General features: G+C 63.2%; 14 protein-coding genes. 5 read left to right on the top strand and 9 right to left on the bottom strand.

Annotated features, from left to right (window positions below):
* Window positions 1-107: 107 nt before the first annotated feature.
* A complete protein-coding gene (locus ACRCYW_RS11345) occupies window positions 108-2,039 on the top strand; it encodes a cation:proton antiporter domain-containing protein (RefSeq protein WP_438550200.1) in 1,932 nt (643 codons plus the stop codon).
* Window positions 2,040-2,063: 24 nt separating this feature from the next.
* Here ACRCYW_RS11345 and ACRCYW_RS11340 read toward each other — a convergent pair whose 3' ends face one another.
* The 4 genes from ACRCYW_RS11340 to ACRCYW_RS11325 all read right to left on the bottom strand — a co-directional run bounded on the left by ACRCYW_RS11340 (window position 2,064) and on the right by ACRCYW_RS11325 (window position 5,577).
* Window positions 2,064-3,209 (bottom strand): patatin-like phospholipase family protein, encoded by a 1,146-nt coding sequence (locus tag ACRCYW_RS11340; protein ID WP_438550199.1) that lies wholly within the window; start codon window positions 3,207-3,209, stop codon window positions 2,064-2,066.
* Between the two features lie 120 nt (window positions 3,210-3,329).
* Entirely contained in the window at window positions 3,330-4,187 is an 858-nt protein-coding gene (locus ACRCYW_RS11335) for an alpha/beta hydrolase (protein ID WP_438550198.1), read from the bottom strand.
* 57 nt (window positions 4,188-4,244) lie between these two features.
* Complete coding sequence (locus ACRCYW_RS11330) at window positions 4,245-4,826, bottom strand: TetR/AcrR family transcriptional regulator (RefSeq protein WP_438550197.1); 582 nt, start codon at window positions 4,824-4,826, stop codon at window positions 4,245-4,247.
* Window positions 4,827-4,932: 106 nt separating this feature from the next.
* Window positions 4,933-5,577, bottom strand: a complete 645-nt coding sequence (locus ACRCYW_RS11325; protein ID WP_438550196.1) for a response regulator — start codon at window positions 5,575-5,577, stop codon at window positions 4,933-4,935.
* A gap of 155 nt (window positions 5,578-5,732) precedes the next feature.
* Between ACRCYW_RS11325 and ACRCYW_RS11320 the strand changes: the two genes are divergently transcribed.
* Window positions 5,733-6,359, top strand: a complete 627-nt coding sequence (locus ACRCYW_RS11320; RefSeq protein ID WP_438550195.1) for a glutathione S-transferase — start codon at window positions 5,733-5,735, stop codon at window positions 6,357-6,359.
* 59 nt (window positions 6,360-6,418) lie between these two features.
* On the opposite strand, the gene ACRCYW_RS11315 is transcribed toward ACRCYW_RS11320, so the two are convergent.
* The 5 genes from ACRCYW_RS11315 to ACRCYW_RS11295 form a co-directional block, all read right to left on the bottom strand.
* Entirely contained in the window at window positions 6,419-8,530 is a 2,112-nt protein-coding gene (locus tag ACRCYW_RS11315) for an alpha-amylase (RefSeq protein WP_438550194.1), read from the bottom strand.
* Between the two features lie 211 nt (window positions 8,531-8,741).
* Window positions 8,742-9,902 (bottom strand): hypothetical protein, encoded by a 1,161-nt coding sequence (locus ACRCYW_RS11310; RefSeq protein WP_438550193.1) that lies wholly within the window; start codon window positions 9,900-9,902, stop codon window positions 8,742-8,744.
* Complete coding sequence (locus ACRCYW_RS11305; protein ID WP_438550192.1) at window positions 9,902-10,273, bottom strand: GtrA family protein; 372 nt, start codon at window positions 10,271-10,273, stop codon at window positions 9,902-9,904. Before ACRCYW_RS11305 ends, ACRCYW_RS11310 begins: the two co-directional genes overlap by 1 nt.
* Entirely contained in the window at window positions 10,270-11,295 is a 1,026-nt protein-coding gene (locus ACRCYW_RS11300) for a glycosyltransferase family 2 protein (protein WP_438550191.1), read from the bottom strand. Before ACRCYW_RS11300 ends, ACRCYW_RS11305 begins: the two co-directional genes overlap by 4 nt.
* A gap of 55 nt (window positions 11,296-11,350) precedes the next feature.
* Window positions 11,351-11,896, bottom strand: coding sequence for a hypothetical protein (locus ACRCYW_RS11295; RefSeq protein ID WP_438550190.1), 546 nt, complete (start codon window positions 11,894-11,896; stop codon window positions 11,351-11,353).
* Between the two features lie 307 nt (window positions 11,897-12,203).
* Here ACRCYW_RS11295 and ACRCYW_RS11290 point away from each other — a divergent pair, with 307 nt between their 5' ends.
* The 3 genes from ACRCYW_RS11290 to ACRCYW_RS11280 all read left to right on the top strand — a co-directional run bounded on the left by ACRCYW_RS11290 (window position 12,204) and on the right by ACRCYW_RS11280 (window position 15,251).
* The gene (locus tag ACRCYW_RS11290) at window positions 12,204-12,974 is read left to right on the top strand and encodes a substrate-binding periplasmic protein (RefSeq protein WP_438550189.1); all 771 of its coding nucleotides are present in this window, start codon (window positions 12,204-12,206) and stop codon (window positions 12,972-12,974) included.
* A 100-nt stretch (window positions 12,975-13,074) separates the two neighbouring features.
* A complete protein-coding gene (locus ACRCYW_RS11285; RefSeq protein WP_438550188.1) occupies window positions 13,075-14,556 on the top strand; it encodes a L,D-transpeptidase family protein in 1,482 nt (493 codons plus the stop codon).
* A 149-nt stretch (window positions 14,557-14,705) separates the two neighbouring features.
* Complete coding sequence (locus ACRCYW_RS11280) at window positions 14,706-15,251, top strand: DUF882 domain-containing protein (RefSeq protein ID WP_438550187.1); 546 nt, start codon at window positions 14,706-14,708, stop codon at window positions 15,249-15,251.
* Window positions 15,252-15,370 lie beyond the last annotated feature (119 nt).

Here is a 15,370-nt window from a genome sequence, read left to right as displayed (position 1 = left end):
TATGGGGCCGATGGCCCGGATCCCGCTGGCGTCAAGGCCGCCAGCCCGCCTGGGAGATGGGATAGGGTGTTGGTTGAGTCAATCTGGTAGCTGAGGTTGGAGGTAGGGTGTACGCCGATCTGTTGATCCTGCTGGTTGCCGCCGTCCTGCTGGTGGCGCTGTTTCGGCGTCTCGGCCAGCCGGTGATCCTCGCCTATCTGTTTGCCGGCATGCTGCTCGGTCCCCATGGCGCCGCCATCATCACGGGTCAGGCCATGATGCAGACCATAGGGGAGCTCGGCATCGTCTTTCTGATGTTCTCCCTCGGCCTCGAGTTTTCACTGCCCAAGCTGCTCGCCATGCGCAAGCTGGTGCTCGGGGTCGGCGGCCTGCAGGTGCTGCTCACGACGACGCTCTTCTTCGCGCTGGCCTGGTGGTGGGGGCTGAGCCTGCCCCAGGCGCTGGTGGTGGCGGGCACTTTGGCGCTCTCCTCCACCGCCGTGGTGATCAAGCAGCTCGGGGAGCTCAAACAGCTGCACACCCGGCGTGCCCAGCTCGGGGTGAGCGTGCTGCTGTTCCAGGATCTCGCCGTGGTGCCGCTGCTCGTGATGATCCCCATTCTGGCCCAGCCCGAGGTGCAAGGCAGCGCCCTGCTGGCGGAGATAGCCTGGGCCTCGCTGAAGGGGCTGCTGGCCCTCTTCACCCTGCTGGCCGTGGGCAAGTGGCTGTTGCCATTGGTGTTTCACGAGGTGGCGCGGGCCCGCTCCGACGAGCTGTTCGTGCTCTGCGCCCTGCTGGTGGCGCTCTTGGCCGCGTCCCTCACCCAGTGGATGGGGCTCTCCATGGCCCTCGGCGCCTTCCTCGCGGGCATGATGCTGGGGGAGTCCCACTACCGCCATCAGCTGGAGGTGGACATCAAGCCGTTTCGGGACGTGCTGATGGGGCTCTTCTTCATCACCATCGGCATGACCATGGACTGGCAGCTGGTGGCCTTGAGCGTGCTCGGCCTCATCCTGTTCAAGTCCCTGCTGGTCTTGCTGGCTGGCCGGCTGATGGGGGAGCGCAAGCGCGACGCCATGGCGGCGGGCATCATGCTGAGCCAGGTGGGGGAGTTCGGCTTCGTGCTGCTGGCGCTGGCCAGCCACCACGGCCTGCTGGGCCATCAGCAGGTCTCCCTGCTCATCGGCATCGGGGTGTGCTCCATCGCCCTGACCCCCTGGCTGGTGCAGAAGGCCCAGGGGCTGGCCCACAGCTTCACCGATGCGGTCTTGCTCTCCCGCGCCGAGGTGGCCATGTCGGGCCTTGGCAAGCACCAGCACGTCATCATCGCCGGGTTTGGCCGCACCGGCCAGACCTGCGCCCGCTTCCTGAAACTCGAGGAACTGCCCTTTCTCGCGCTGGATCTCGACCCCGAGCGGGTGAGCGAGGCCAAGCTCGCGGGGGAGCAGGTGGCGTTTGGGGATGCCAGCCGACGGGACATACTGCTGGCCGCCGGGTTGGTGCGGGCGCGACTGGTGATCATCACCTTCGACGATCGCAAGCGGGTGGATGCCATGCTGACCCTGATCCGGGAACTGGCGAGCGGGGTCAAGGTGCTGGTGCGTACCCGGGACGACAGCTTCCTCGAGCACTACAAGCAGGCGGGAGCCTTCGAGGTGATCCCGGAGTCCCAGGAGGGGGCCCTGATGCTGGTCTCCCACCTGCTGGTCAACTGCGACATCCCCATAGGCCGGGTGATCCGGCGCATGGAGCATGAGCGCAACAGCCAGTATCGCTTCCTGCACGGCTTCTATTGGGGGGATCAGAGCGCCGGCAACCTGGAGACGGATCAGCGGCTCGAGCGTCTGCATCCCGTGCTGCTGCACGATCAGGCCTGGGCGGTGGGACGCAGGGTGGGGGAGCTATCCCTCGGGGAGGTAAGGGTCAAGGCCATCCATCGGGGGGAGCAGAGTCTGGAGCCCAGAGCCGAGCTGCGGCTGGCGGCCGGGGACAGGCTGGTGCTGTTTGGCAATGCGGTGGCCATGGAGCAGGCGGAGCAGCGGCTGCTGGAGGGGCATTAGACCTCAGACCCTAGCCCCTAGCTCTCAGGCCTCCTCCCGCGCCAGCTCTTCGATATCCAGAAATGCCTCGATCCGCTGGCGTTCGTTCAGGGCATCCCGATAGCCAAGCTGGATCAACTGCTGGCAATAACCCGGATAGAACATCAGGAAGCTGGCCAGACTGCTGCTCTCGTGGCCGTTCACCCCGAGCACCCGCAGCAGCCGGCGCAGCTGGGTCGGCAATTTGTGCAGATAGTCGAGGGCGATAAGGTCAAGGTCCTGGCTGGGCCGGATGACGCAGGTCTCCACCTGGCGCAGCTTGAGGCGGTTTCGCTCCCGTTCCGGGATGAGGGAGAGGGTCTGGTTGATGCGCCCGAGCCGCTCCAGATCCGAGTTGAGGGTGTCGGAGAAGACGGTGTTGAGCAGGTGTCCGGCGATGTTGGAGCTGGTCAGGTGGCCCTGGCGGGGTGCCTGATTGCCCTGAGCCGGGCTGTCCAGGGTCACCAGCAGGATCCGCTCCGCCCCCAGGTGGATGGCGGGGCTCAAGGGGCTCAGCTGGTGGATAGAGCCATCCCCGTAGAAATGCTCGCCGATGCGGGTGGCCGGGAAGACGAAGGGCAGGGCGGCGGAGGCCATCAAGTGATCCGAGGTGAGCAGGGTGCGCAGGCCGCGCCGCCGCGCCCGCTCCCAGGGCAGGTGTTCGGCCCGCCCCTGGAAGAAGGTGGTGGAGAGGCCGTCGTCGTAGTCGGAGGCGGTGATAGCGATGGCCTCCAGGCTGCCGTAGAGGATGTTGTCGTCGATGCGGTGATAGTCGATGAGCTGATCCAGCAGGCGGCGCAAAGGGGCGTTGTCGAACAGGTGGAAGGCGCGGTTGCTGTCCGCGCTGATGAGGCCGGCCGAGCCCTGGTAGAGGGTGCGCCACAGCAGCCGGCAGGGATGAAAGTCGAAGATGTGGTGGGTCTCGAAGCGGCGCCAGACCCACTCCAGCTTGCGCACCCCCAGATGAAAACAGGAGGCGTAACAGGCCAGCGCCGTCACGTTGAGGGCGCCGGCTGAGGTGCCGCACAGTATGGGGAAGGGGATGCCGAGGTTGCGGGGGTAGAGCTCGGCCACCGCCTTGAGGACGCCCACTTGGTAGGCGGCGCGAGCACCGCCACCGGTCAACAGGAGAGCTGTGTTGGGTCTGGCCATGGGATTGCGCCTTATCGTTGCCACCGCACGATTTAACTATAAGACGCTGTATCGAATATAAAAATGGGCTGCCACATCATTTTTTATGGCGGCGATTGGCAAGGGAACATCCGGGCGGGATCAGGCTCTGGCATGGGGCTGGCTCAGCTCGTCAAAGGCCGCAAACACCGGGGGGCTGGCGAGGATGCGGCCATGACCGAGCCCCCGGGTGCTCACCAGGCGGCAGTGCCCATCCTGGGCCGCGCGCAGCGAATCCTGATGGGGGGCGAACCTGTCCTCCTCGTCGTGAACGATGAGAGAGGCTCCGTCGCGATCGGCCAGCCTGCCCATGGGATCCACGGTACTGAGGGGATGCTGGTACTCCTGCTCTATCTCCTTGACCACGGCATCGAACAGCCGGATGGAGTAGCCGGAGCGGGCCACCATGCCGTAGAGCTGGGGCACGTAGTCGAGCACCGGGGAGATGAGCAGCAGGGGCAGGGGGTCGAGGGCGGGATGGCGGCTCGCCAGGGTGACGGCGCCCCCCATGCTGTGGGTGATGATCCCCTCGACGGGGCCGAGGCGCTCCAGCAGCTCGTCGAAGGCTCGCACGAAGCGGGGCAGATGACCGGTGTGGCCCTCGCTCTGGCCGTGGGCGGGGTGATCGTAGGCCAGTGCTGTGAAGCCCTGGGCCGCGATATGGCTCATCAGGGGGTAGAACTGGCTGGCACTGCCGGACCAGCCGTGCATCAGCAGCCAGATCGGGCCCTGGCCGAGGCGGTAGCTCATCAGGGTGCCTTCGGTGGTGTGCACGGCTTGCTGCACCAGGCCATCTGGGGTCGCCACGTCCCGGCTCGCCCGCTGCGGGGTGAGCAGCAGCTTGCTGGCGGTACGGCGGGCGTGGGCGGGGGCGAGCACATGGTGCAAGCGGGTACCGAGTCCCAGCAACAGCTTGCTCGGGCTGAAGCGGCGGGTGTTGAAGTAGATTTTGCTGCTCATGATCATCCTGTGTTTTTTATGTGCGAACGGTCGTGCTTTTTTATGGGTTTTTAAAAACTAGCGCCAGCTCATCAGCAGATTTTCCACCTCGGGCCAGAAGTGGCTGGCGGGATCCTGACACAGATCCAGGGCATTGAACACCTGATCCCCGAGATAGAGGCCATAGAGCCGGTAGACGGCGCGCCAGGGATCGAGCTCCTTGCGCCACTCGCCGCTGGCCTGACCCTGCGCCACCTGGCGGGCCAGGTAATCGAGCCAGAAGCGTACCAGCTGGCGGGCCGCCTGCTGTACTTCCCCCTCCTGGGCCGAGGTCCAGGCGTCGAGGAACATGCAGCGTCCGGCGAAGCTCTGGTTCCAGGCGAGCCAGGCCTGCAGCAGGGCGACCAGCTTGCTCTGCTGAGTCGGGTGCTGCTGCTGGCGCACCGGCTGGATCACCCGTTCCCTGAATACCTCGGCGGAGTAGGTCAGCACGGCGATCTGCAGGTTGTCCCTGGACTGGAAGTGGGCGAACAGGCCGCTCTTGGACATCTCGCAGGCGCAGGCAAGCGACCCTATGGTCAGGCTCTCCAGTCCTTGCTGGCTGGCCTGCTCGAAGGCGGTCTGCAAGATGGTTTCACGGGTCAGTCGGCCCTTGCTCATGGTTTCTCCTCAATGCCGCCAGCAGCATAAAGTACGATCGTACTATTTGTCGAGCCGATGCTCTCCATGGTGGTCGAAACCTAAGGCATGAATCCTTAAATACGGCTCAGTCGTCCTTGATGCCCATCTGCTGCAGTGCAATCACCGCCTGGGTGCGGTTTTTGACCCCAAGCTTGCGGAAGATGGCGGTGATATGGGCCTTGATGGTGGCCTCGGAGACGTTGAGCTCCCAGGCGATCTGCTTGTTGAGGCTGCCGTCTCGCAGCATGATCAGCACCTTGTATTGCTGGGGAGTGAGGCTCGCCAGCTTGCTGGCGAGATCGGAGCCCTCGACGGACTCGGGCTGCAGGGAGATCCCCTCCGGCACCCAGTTATCGCCACCGATCACCGTATTGAGAGCGCTGACCAGCTCCTTCATGGGCACGGACTTGGGGATGAAGCCCAGGGCGCCGAGGCGCAGCACCTGGTTGATGATGGCGGGATCCTCGGAGGCGGAGACCACGACCACGGGCAGATCCGGATAATGACCGCGCAGGTAGGCGAGTCCCTCGAAGCCATTGGCTCCCGGCATCTTGAGATCGAGCAGCAGCAGGTCCACCTCGGGGTGATCCCCCAGCAGGTGGGTCAGGCTGTCGATGGAGTCGGCTTCCAGCAGTTGGGCATCGTCGATGGCCAGGTGCACCGCTTGATAGAGTGCGCCCCGAAACAGGGGGTGGTCATCCGCGATGACGATGGTAAATTGGCTGTCCATTGCTCACATTATGGCTAACTGTTTGTTTTGAAAAATCAAACTAGCACCCTGCCCATATGGGGTCAAACCCGCATGCGTGCAAATGTGAGACGACCATGAGATGTCGTGCCCACGGGGCAAAACGAGCTCATCCATAACCCAAGCAGGAGGCAATAATGGGATCCCTGGTTTTGACGGTAGGCACGGGCTCCACCTGGTCGATGCGCGCGTCCCTGGTGCTCGCGCTGAGCGGACTGGCGTGGCAGGAACAGGTGTTCGATCTGGAGGATGCCAAGGCGGTGGCCCGGCTGAAGCGAGTCTCGCCGACCGGGCTGGTACCCTGGCTCGATGACGGCGAGCTGCGCATTCACGACTCCCTCGCCATTGCCGAGTACCTGCACGAGCTCTGCCCGGGGCGCCACTTCTACCCGGAGAACAGGACAGAGCGGGCTTTGGCACGCAGCCTGTGCGCCGAGCTGCACTCGGGCTTTGGCCAGATCCGCAGCCTGTTGCCCTTCTTTTTGGGGGCGCCGACTCAGGGCGAGCCACCGGTGGAGACCCTCACCGAGTTGGCCAGGTTGCAGACGCTCTGGTCCCAGGCGAGAGGAGACTTCTATTTCGGCGAGGCGGGGATCATCGACGCCTTCTATGCGGTGATGGCTTATCGGCTGGCGAGCTACGGCATAGCGCTGCCCGGTCAGGCCGGTGCCTATCAGCAGGCCCTGCTGGCCTGGCCCCTGTGGCAGGAGACGCTGGTCAGGGCAAGGTTGCAGTGGCCTGCAAAATCCCGCCAACCAGTATGAACGCAGCATAAAAGAGGGGAGCCGATGGCTCCCCTCATACTGATCAGGTCAAGGGGCGGTCATTTGGCCCGACCGGCGAACACCACCACCACCTTGTCGGCCCCTTTCTCGCGTACGAAGCTGTAGGGGGCATCGGAGAGCTTCTGGTGGCTGCCCGCCGCCACCGCCGGGTGGGCGGCCCTGAACTGGCCGAGGCGCTGCCAGTGTTTCACCAGCTCAGCCTTGTCGCCACTCGCCAGCTCCTGCCAGTTCATATCGGAGCGCAGGGCCTGATCGAACACGCCCCCGTCCTTGGCCAGCCCGCGGCCTGACTCATCCCCGTAGTAGAGCTGGATGCCGCCCGGCAACAGCATGAAACTGCTGGCCACCCGCCGCTGCAGTGGCACGTCCTGATAGTCGCCGAAGAACAGCTTGGTGTCGTGGGAGCTGATATAACTCAGCACGTTGAACTCCGGATCCTGATTGATGCGGCTGGCGTAGCTGGCATAGGTGGGTTCGGCAACCGCCATGCACTGGGCTTGGGGCAGGGCGAACTCGCGCTGATAGTCGAAGTTGATGAGGGAATCGAAGCCGTTCTGGTACCAGAAGTCCTTGGCCACCCCGTGATCCCACACCTCGCCCACCATGTAGAAGGGCAAATCGTCGAGGGCCTTGGTGGGATTGGCCGCCTTCCACTCCTTGAGGGCCGCCGTTCCCTCCTGCTTGAGGCTGGCCCAGACCGCGGGCTCCAGGTGCTTGACGGTGTCGGCCCGGAAGCCGTCTATGCCAAAGCGGCGCACCCAGTCGGTGTGCCAGGCGATGAGGTAGTCGCTCACGCTGGCATCGGGCAGCGGTTTGGCCCGGGTGTCTTGCTTCGCCGCGAGCAGGGGGGGCAGCCCCACCGCTTTGCTGGACTCGGTCAGGAAGTCCGGCAGGCCAGCCACCGAGCCAGTCACGTCGTCGGTGCCGGGTTGGGGGTAGCCGGGCAGACCGGCCCGCACCCAGTCCGGCCCCCACCACTTGCCCCAGTCGCTCGACTGATAGTCGATAAACTGGTTGTAGCCATGCCAGTTGAGGCCGCCACTCGGGCGCCAGTCATTCCAGTGGGCGGGGAGTTTGCCCGTATTCTGGGCCAGGCTCTCGAGGCCGAGATCCTGCAAGTCCGCCAGGGTGGCGTAGCCGGCGTGGTTCATCACCACGTCGAGTATGATGCGCATGCCGCGCTTGTGGGCCTCGTCCACTAGCGTCTTGAGGCTCTCCTCATCGCCGTAGTTGGGATCGATCTTGGTGAAGTCCAGCGCCCAGTAGCCGTGATAGGCGTAGAAGGGGAAGTTGCCCTGCTCGCCGCCGCCAATGAAGCCGTGCACCTGCTCCACCATGGGGGTGATCCAGATGGCATTCATGCCCAGCGACTTGATGTAGTCGAGCTTCTCGGTCAGCCCCTTGAAGTCGCCACCGTGCCAGGTGGCGACCTCGTCCTGGCCATCCTTCTGGCGGCCGAAGCTGTGATCGTTGGTCGGGTCGCCGTTGTGGAAGCGGTCGGTCAAGAGGAAATAGACGCTCGCCTGATCCCAGCCGAAGGGTTCAACCTTGGCTGCCGCGACCGGTTCGAGCAGCAGCAGACCGCCGCTCTCGGGGCTGGGGGTCAGCGTCAGCTTACCTTCCTTGACCAGGGCCTCCTGTTTTGAGTAGGCGTCCCGCAGCCTTGTGCCGTCCGGCCAGACCTCTTTCAGCGAGACGGTGACCGGGCCGCCGTCCCAGGCGATACAGGGCTCCTCCGGGGGCTGGCGCTTGAACTCGCTCTTCTTGGTGGCCCGCAGGACCTTGAGGCTGGGGGTATCCGGGTTGAAGGTGAACTCATAGTCCCCCGCCAGCATCACTCGCAGGGTGAAGCTGCTCTCCTTGGCGCATTTGTCCATGGGCTGGGCCGTGCCGAACGGCAGCGGCTTGGTTTCGCTCGGCCCGAAGCTGGTGCCGCAGCTGTTGGCGGCATCGCCGATGCGGATCTGGTGGCTGCCCTTACTCAAGGTATGGATCAGGCTGACGGTTCCCTTGTCCAGCGCCAGCTCACCGGCTACCGGCTTGCCATCCACATAGAGTTGCACCCGAGGAGATGCCACTGCCTGGCCGGCAAACAGGGGGGCAGCCAGCAGGGCGAGCCAGAGGGGAGAGGGACGGGGGAGGAGACGCATAAGCCATTCCTTGAGCAAAGTGAGCGGGTCGGATTCCGTTGAGGAACTCATTCTAGGGGGCCGAAGGGAGGGGCAGGATCGGGAAAATCCCGATTTGTGAGGTGAGTTCAAATGGTTACGTTTTCAAACTCGGGAAACTGTGATGCCTGTCCAAAGAGGGCGGCCATAAAAAATGCCGGTCCATGGACCGGCATTTTTTGGGGGGGGATCGTCAGACGGTGAAGAACTTGAAGTTGACGAAGGCCACCGCGATGAAGGAGGCTACCATGCCGCTGACGCACAGCACGGCCGGGCGCAGGGCGGGCCAGCGATGGGTCAGCAGTATGATGGCCAGCAGGGTCGGGTAGAGGCCGAACATGTAGCGCGGCATGGCGTTGAGCCCCGTCATCAGCGGTATGGTGCAGCAGATGAACATCAGGGTCGCCTCGGCCCAGCGCTTCTGGCTGAACAGATAGAGGTTCAGACACCAGCCGAAGATCACCATGATGGAGAGGTAGGCCTTGCGACCGCCGAGCTCAAACCCGCTCAGCCACCAGTCCAGCGGGCTGTCCATGTAACGGCCCCAGGCCACCTGGATGTGCTTGAAGGCGAACGCATCCCCGGTGAGGTGATACAGATAGACCATGTAGGAGAACAGACCGAGCGGGATGAGCCAGATGCTGAACACCACCTTGAAGGCCCGTTCGGTGAAACGGAAGAATTCGCGCCAGCCATAGGCCTGCAGCGCCAGGATCAGCACAGGGAACACCATCATGACCCCGAGGTTTCGGGTGCCGGAGATGAAGATGCCGATGAACCCGACCAGCAGCCACTGCTCACGGTAGGCAAACAGGAACATGAGCAGCATGAAGAGCATGAACATGGACTCGCCGTAACCGGAGACGAAGTAGGCGGAGAAGGGGGAGAAGGCCAGCAGCCAGACCCCGAAACGGGCGCTGTCCTCACCCAGCTTGAGCTGACGCAGCACCAGCAGCATGGCCGGCAGGGAGAAGAAGAAGGCGATGTTGGTCACCAGCATCAGGCCGATCAGACTCTCCACGTTGAGCAGGCTGGAGAGGCCGCCGGAGAGCATGGGGTAGAGGGGCATGAAGGCCCAGTTCGCCGCATTGCCCTTGCTGAGCCAGCGGGGATAGAGGTCATAGCCGTTTTCGATGATGCGCTGGAACCAGACGCAGTCGAACTGGCAATAGGCCTGCAGCGGGCCTATGCCGGGGGTGCCGTAGAGCTGGACGCCGAAGTAACCCATGCCGTAGAGGGCGAGGCGACTCAGGGCGAAGGCGGCGATGATGATCAGCCAGTCACGGCCGCTGATGGCCAGGGACGGGCGATAGGGCCCCGCGGCGGCGGGAGGGGAAGTTGTCATGTCATTCATCAGGCAAATACCCAGACGCGAGAGAGAAGGTAGGTGAGTATGGTCACGGCCAGGGTGGCGATGACCACGGGCAGCAGGCCGGAGAGCCCCGCCAGCAACAAGCCGGAGAGCAGAAGGTTGCGCACCGCCAGGGAGAAGAGCGCCACCAGCAGGAACTTGCTGGCTGCTCCCTGCTTCTGGAAGGTGATGTAGCGATGGCCGAAGAAGGAGAACCAGAAGGCCACCCCGAAGGCGAGGGTGGTCACCAGGTGCTCGGAGATATCCGGCCAGTTGTGAAACAGCGCGAACGAGGTGCCAAGGTCGACGAGGGTAGCCCCCCCGCCGACGAAACCGAAGCGAACCAGACGCCAGAATTCCTCGCGGGAGATCATTGGGGCGTCGGCTCCTGCTCATCCTGCTGCTTGTCGGCAGGCTGCGGCTTGCCCGCATCCGCCTGCTTGTCCTTGGCGTACTGGCCGTAGACCCCTTCGATGAGGTAGACAGGGCGCTGCTTCACCTCGACGAACATGCGGCCTATGTACTCGCCGATGATGCCAAGAGACAACAACTGGATGCCACCGAGGAACAGCATCACCGACATCAGGGACGCATAGCCCGGCACGTCGATGCCGAAGAAGAGCACCTGGGTGATGATCTTGAGGATATAGAGGAAGGCGACGAAGGAGACCCCGACCCCGACATAGCTCCACACCCGCAGCGGCCAGCTGGAGAAGCTCATCAGGCCGTCGAGGGCAAAGTTCCACAGCTTCCAGTAGTTGAACTTGGTCTCGCCGGCGTGACGGGCGGGACGCTCGTAGGGTACGCCCACGGCGCGGAAACCGGCCCAGGCAAACAACCCCTTCATGAAGCGGTTGCGCTCCGGCAGCAGCTTGAGGGCCTCCACCACCTTGCGGTCGATCAGGCGGAAGTCACCGGCGTTCTCCGGCAGCTTGGTGCTGGTGGAGAGCGCGTTGAAGAAGCGGTAGAAGCCTCCCGCGGTCAGGCGCTTCATCGGGGTGTCGGCGCTGCGATCCACCCGGATGCCGTAGACGGTGTCATAGCCGCCGGTCTGCCACAGCTTGACGAACTCCAGGATGAGGGCGGGGGGATCTTGCAGATCCACGTCCATGGGCACGATGGCATCGCCCTTGGCCTCATGCAGGCCGGCGGTCATGGCCGCCTCCTTGCCGAAGTTGCGGGCCAGGTTGACCAGGGTGACACGGGGGTCGCGAGCGATGGCCTGCTCGACCACCTCGCGGGTACGATCGCGGCTGCCATCGTTGACGAAGACAATTTCAAGCTGGTCTTTGAGGGGGGCCAGTTCGTCATCTATCGCGCTGATGAAGGCGTCTATGCTCTCTTCCTCGTTATAAACGGGCACGACCAGAGAGAGTCGAAAATCGGCATGCGACATGGGAACTTCCTTATTAGAAAATCACGTTTAAAGGCTGATTTTTAGATTTTTATCTTCACTGTGCAACTGTCAGGCGCACAGACTGCACGTTGAGTGGCGTCGGGGCGGACAGGGCCAGGAAGTTGGGGCGCTTGGGGTCGGCGGTCAGGGAGTCCCCCGGCAGGTTGAGCCGGATCTCGTTGATGCCCGCCTTGGCCAGCTTGACCGTGGTGGTGAAGTCATGACCCAGGGCGACCTTCAGCAAGGCACCGGCTTCCGGGCTGTTGATCCTGGCCTGGATGGTGAGCTGCTCCGGCTGGGCCTGCTGCTTGGGCAGGACGAAGTAGAGACCGCCCTGACCGCTGAGCTCGGTGCCCTCGGCGCTCGGCTTCTTGGCCCAGCCTTCGCTGGAGAGGAAGCGGCTCGGCTTGGTCAGGTTGAGTTCGTTGCCCGGCTGGTAGGTCATGCTGGAGTTGTGTTCCCAGAAGCGGGTCTTGCCTTCCAGGTAATAGAGCTTGTAAGCCAGGCTCACGTTGGGGTGAGCGGCCAGATAGAGGGTGTAGAGATAAAAACCACTCAGTGCCATGATGGCGGCCAGAAAACCGAACTTTTTGTAGGTCATATTACTCACTCGACGCCTGACGGATGGGTAGGCAGATTTCGCGCATATGCTAATCCAATTGCAAAAAAAGCATAGTGGATCACAAAAATATATTTGCTCACATATTAACCCCGATATCCCTGCTCGCCAAATGGCTTTGGGGCTCACATGAGGTTCATTTTGTCGACCCTGTCCATACCGGGCGGGCGCCGCGATTGCTCAGGGATGATCAGTCAAACGACTGATATTGCTCACCGCTGTGGCAGGAACTGTCGCCAATTCGCCGCCGCAGATCTAAGATGGCGGGCCCCGATGTCAAGGATGACCCATGAGACTGCCACTCCTCTGTTGTCTGCTCTGCTGCCTGCCGGTGTCCTCCCAGTGGGCGCAGTCCCTCTGCCCGTCTCCCCTGCGGGTCGGTTTCGACGACTGGCCGCCTTACCACTATTACCAGCGAGAGGGGAACAGGCGGCAGTTGAGCGGGTTTGCGGTGGAGTACCTCAATGCCATCGCCGCCCGGCTGGGGTGTCGCCTGATCTATGTGGAGCGCCCCTGGAAGCGGGTGTTGCAGGATGTGGAGCAGGGCCGGCTGGACATTGCCATGGAGGCCTATTTTTATGACGACAGGGCTGGCTATGCCTGGTTCTCTCATGCCTACAACCCTGGCAGCACCCAGCTCTGGGTGCGTGGCAGCGATACCGGTGACGCGCCGGACCTGGCGAGCTGGCTCGCACAGGGGCATCAACTCGGGGTGACCAAGGAGTACTACTACGGGGCCGAGATCACCGCCTTGCTGCGGGATCATGCGCATCAGGTGAGCGCAGTCAATGACGCACAAAACTATCGCAAGCTGCGTCTCGGGCGGATAGACGGTTTTCTCGGGGATAGTTTGGCCACCCCCTGGGGTCTGAAGAGAGAGGGGCTGGCCGAGGGCATAGTCTCCCACGGGATGCAGATCTATGAGACGCCGACCTACTTCATGCTGAGCAAGCAGACCCTGTCGGAGGACTTCGTGGGGAGATTCAATCAGGCGCTGGACGCCGTCAGCCAGAGCAAAGAGCATGCCCGTATCTGGCGCCGCTACGCCCTGGCCCGCTAGCGCCGGGTGGCCACCCGCTGGCAAAGTCACCGTCATTCACGCATCATGGGCTCCTGACCGCGGCGCCTGACAGGCCAAATTGAACCGATTTGAGGTAAGCATGGGGAAGAAGCATTGGCTGGCATTGGCAAATCTTATCTGGCTCGGCTGCTGGCCGGCGGGGATGGCCTATGCCAACACGGAGCAGATGGTGGTGGCCAGCCCCAGTGTTCAGCACGACTGGTATCAGGATAGCGAGGCCGAGCAGGCGCGCCAGGAGCTGGAGAGCCAGCTGCAGGAGGCGGTGCTCGCCCAGCTGCACCCGGATTTCTATCGGCTCTGGCAGCAGTTGCAGAAGACCCCGGGCGACAAGCGTGGCGCCCTCTATGACGAGGCCTTCGCCAAGCTGGCTCGCTTCCAGCATGCCTGGCGCGCCATGGACCTGGTCGCCCGTGAGCAGATGCAGACCCAGAAGCTCGACTTGAACAAGCCCCTGACAGAGTCACCCCGGGGTGACAACCTGCTGGAGCAGGTCAAACAGCTCAGGCCCCAGGTTGCCGAGTACGAGGCGGTGCGTGAAGAGGTGCGCAAGCTGCTGGCCATGCCCATGGCCAGGCAGTGGCCGAGCCTCGACATGCCGACCCTGCGGGCCGGGGAGAGCTCGACCGAGCTTGGCCGGATCCGCGCCATCCTCAATGCGCTGGGAGACGGTGCCCCGAGCGATGATGAGGTCATCTACGATGGCGAGACCGAGGCCGCCATCAAGCAGTTCCAGCGTCGCCACGGTCTGACCGCGGATGGCATCATAGGCCGTCAGACCCGCTCCTGGCTCAATACAGGACCACAGGTTCGTGCCAGCCTGCTGCTGCGCAATCTCTGGCGTCGGGATCTGGTGGATCATCTCGCCAATCGCTACGTGCTGGTCAATATCCCGGATTACCGCCTGAGCGTGGTGGAGTCCGGCAACGAGGTGTTCACCAGCCGGGTCATCGTCGGCAAGGAGCAGCGGGCCACCCCCATACTCGCGAGCGAGATCCGCTCCATCGTCCTCAACCCCGCCTGGCACGTGCCGCGCTCCATCCTGAGCAAGGACATATTGCCGAAACTCGGGCGTGACCCCGCCTATCTGGATCGGGAGCAGTTCGAGGTGATAGACGGCGAGGGCAACCCGGTGCAGTTCAGCGAAGATGGCTGGCACCATGCGCTGGCCTCCGGTTTCCCCTACCGCTTGCGGCAAAAACCCGGGGATCACAACGCCCTCGGCCGCTACAAGTTCTATCTGCCGAACAACGAAGCCATCTACCTCCACTCGACCCCGCGCAAGTCCCTGTTCGAGCAGGGGGCGCGTGCCTTCAGCTCGGGCTGCATCCGGGTGGAGCATGCGGACGATCTGGCCGAGTTGCTGCTGACGGACTCCCGCTATCAGCCGGACAAGGTCGCCAGCATCCTGAAGGACACCCAGACCAAGTGGCTGCCCCTGACCACCCCGATCCCGGTGTTTACCGTCTACTGGAGCAGCTGGATCGACGATGAGGGACGTCAGCAACTGCGCAACGACATCTACGGATTTGATCGAGTCAGTTTCCAGAGCCGTCTGCTGTGATCCCAGCCACAGAGTGAGAAGCCCGGCCGGTGCCGGGCTTTTTCATGGCCGATAGTGGTTTGACATGGGGGAGGGGGCTGAGTAATTTCAGGCGTCAAGACCAAGATTACTCATCAAATCCACTTAAATATGCGATGGACGGACCACGGATGCTGGAACAAGAGATAAGCCGACGCCGTCTGCTGCTGGGAGCCGGTTGCCTGATGGGCACCAGCCTGCTGTCGTTTCCGGCCATGGCGAGCCGCAGCACCTCGGGGCGTGAGCTGAGCTTCTTCAACCTCAATACCGGCGAGCGGGTGCAGGCAAGCTATTGGGAGAATGGTCACTATCTGAGGGATGGCCTGGCGGAGCTCAACCATATCTTCCGCGATTACCGCAGAAATGAAGTGTTCAACATCGACAAGAAGCTGTTTGATCAACTGTTTCTGCTGCAGCACAAGCTGGGGCGCAAGGGGGAGATCCAGCTCATCTCAGGTTACCGCTCCCCCCAGACGAACAACCAGAAGCGCCGCAAGAGCCGGGGCGTGGCCAAGCACAGCTACCACACCCTGGGCCAGGCGGTGGACGTGCGCATCCCCGGAGTACAGCTGGCCCACCTGCGCAAGGCGGCCCTGCACCTCAAGGTGGGCGGGGTCGGTTACTACCCTTCCGATAATTTCGTGCATCTGGATACCGGCCCGGTTCGCAGCTGGTGAGGCAGGCCGGGCAAGAGGCTTCCGATCCCGAGATGGCCAGGTGGCCGGGTTCGCTCGGAACTGGTCGGTGCTGGCAATCAGGGGGGGCCAGCTGCTAGGCTCTGGTCACTAGCCAGAGG

The organism is Aeromonas sp., assembly GCF_051657805.1.
GTDB lineage: Bacteria > Pseudomonadota > Gammaproteobacteria > Enterobacterales > Aeromonadaceae > Aeromonas.
The sequence above is the reverse complement of the archived record's forward strand: the minus strand, read 5'-3'. Positions and strand labels throughout refer to the sequence as shown.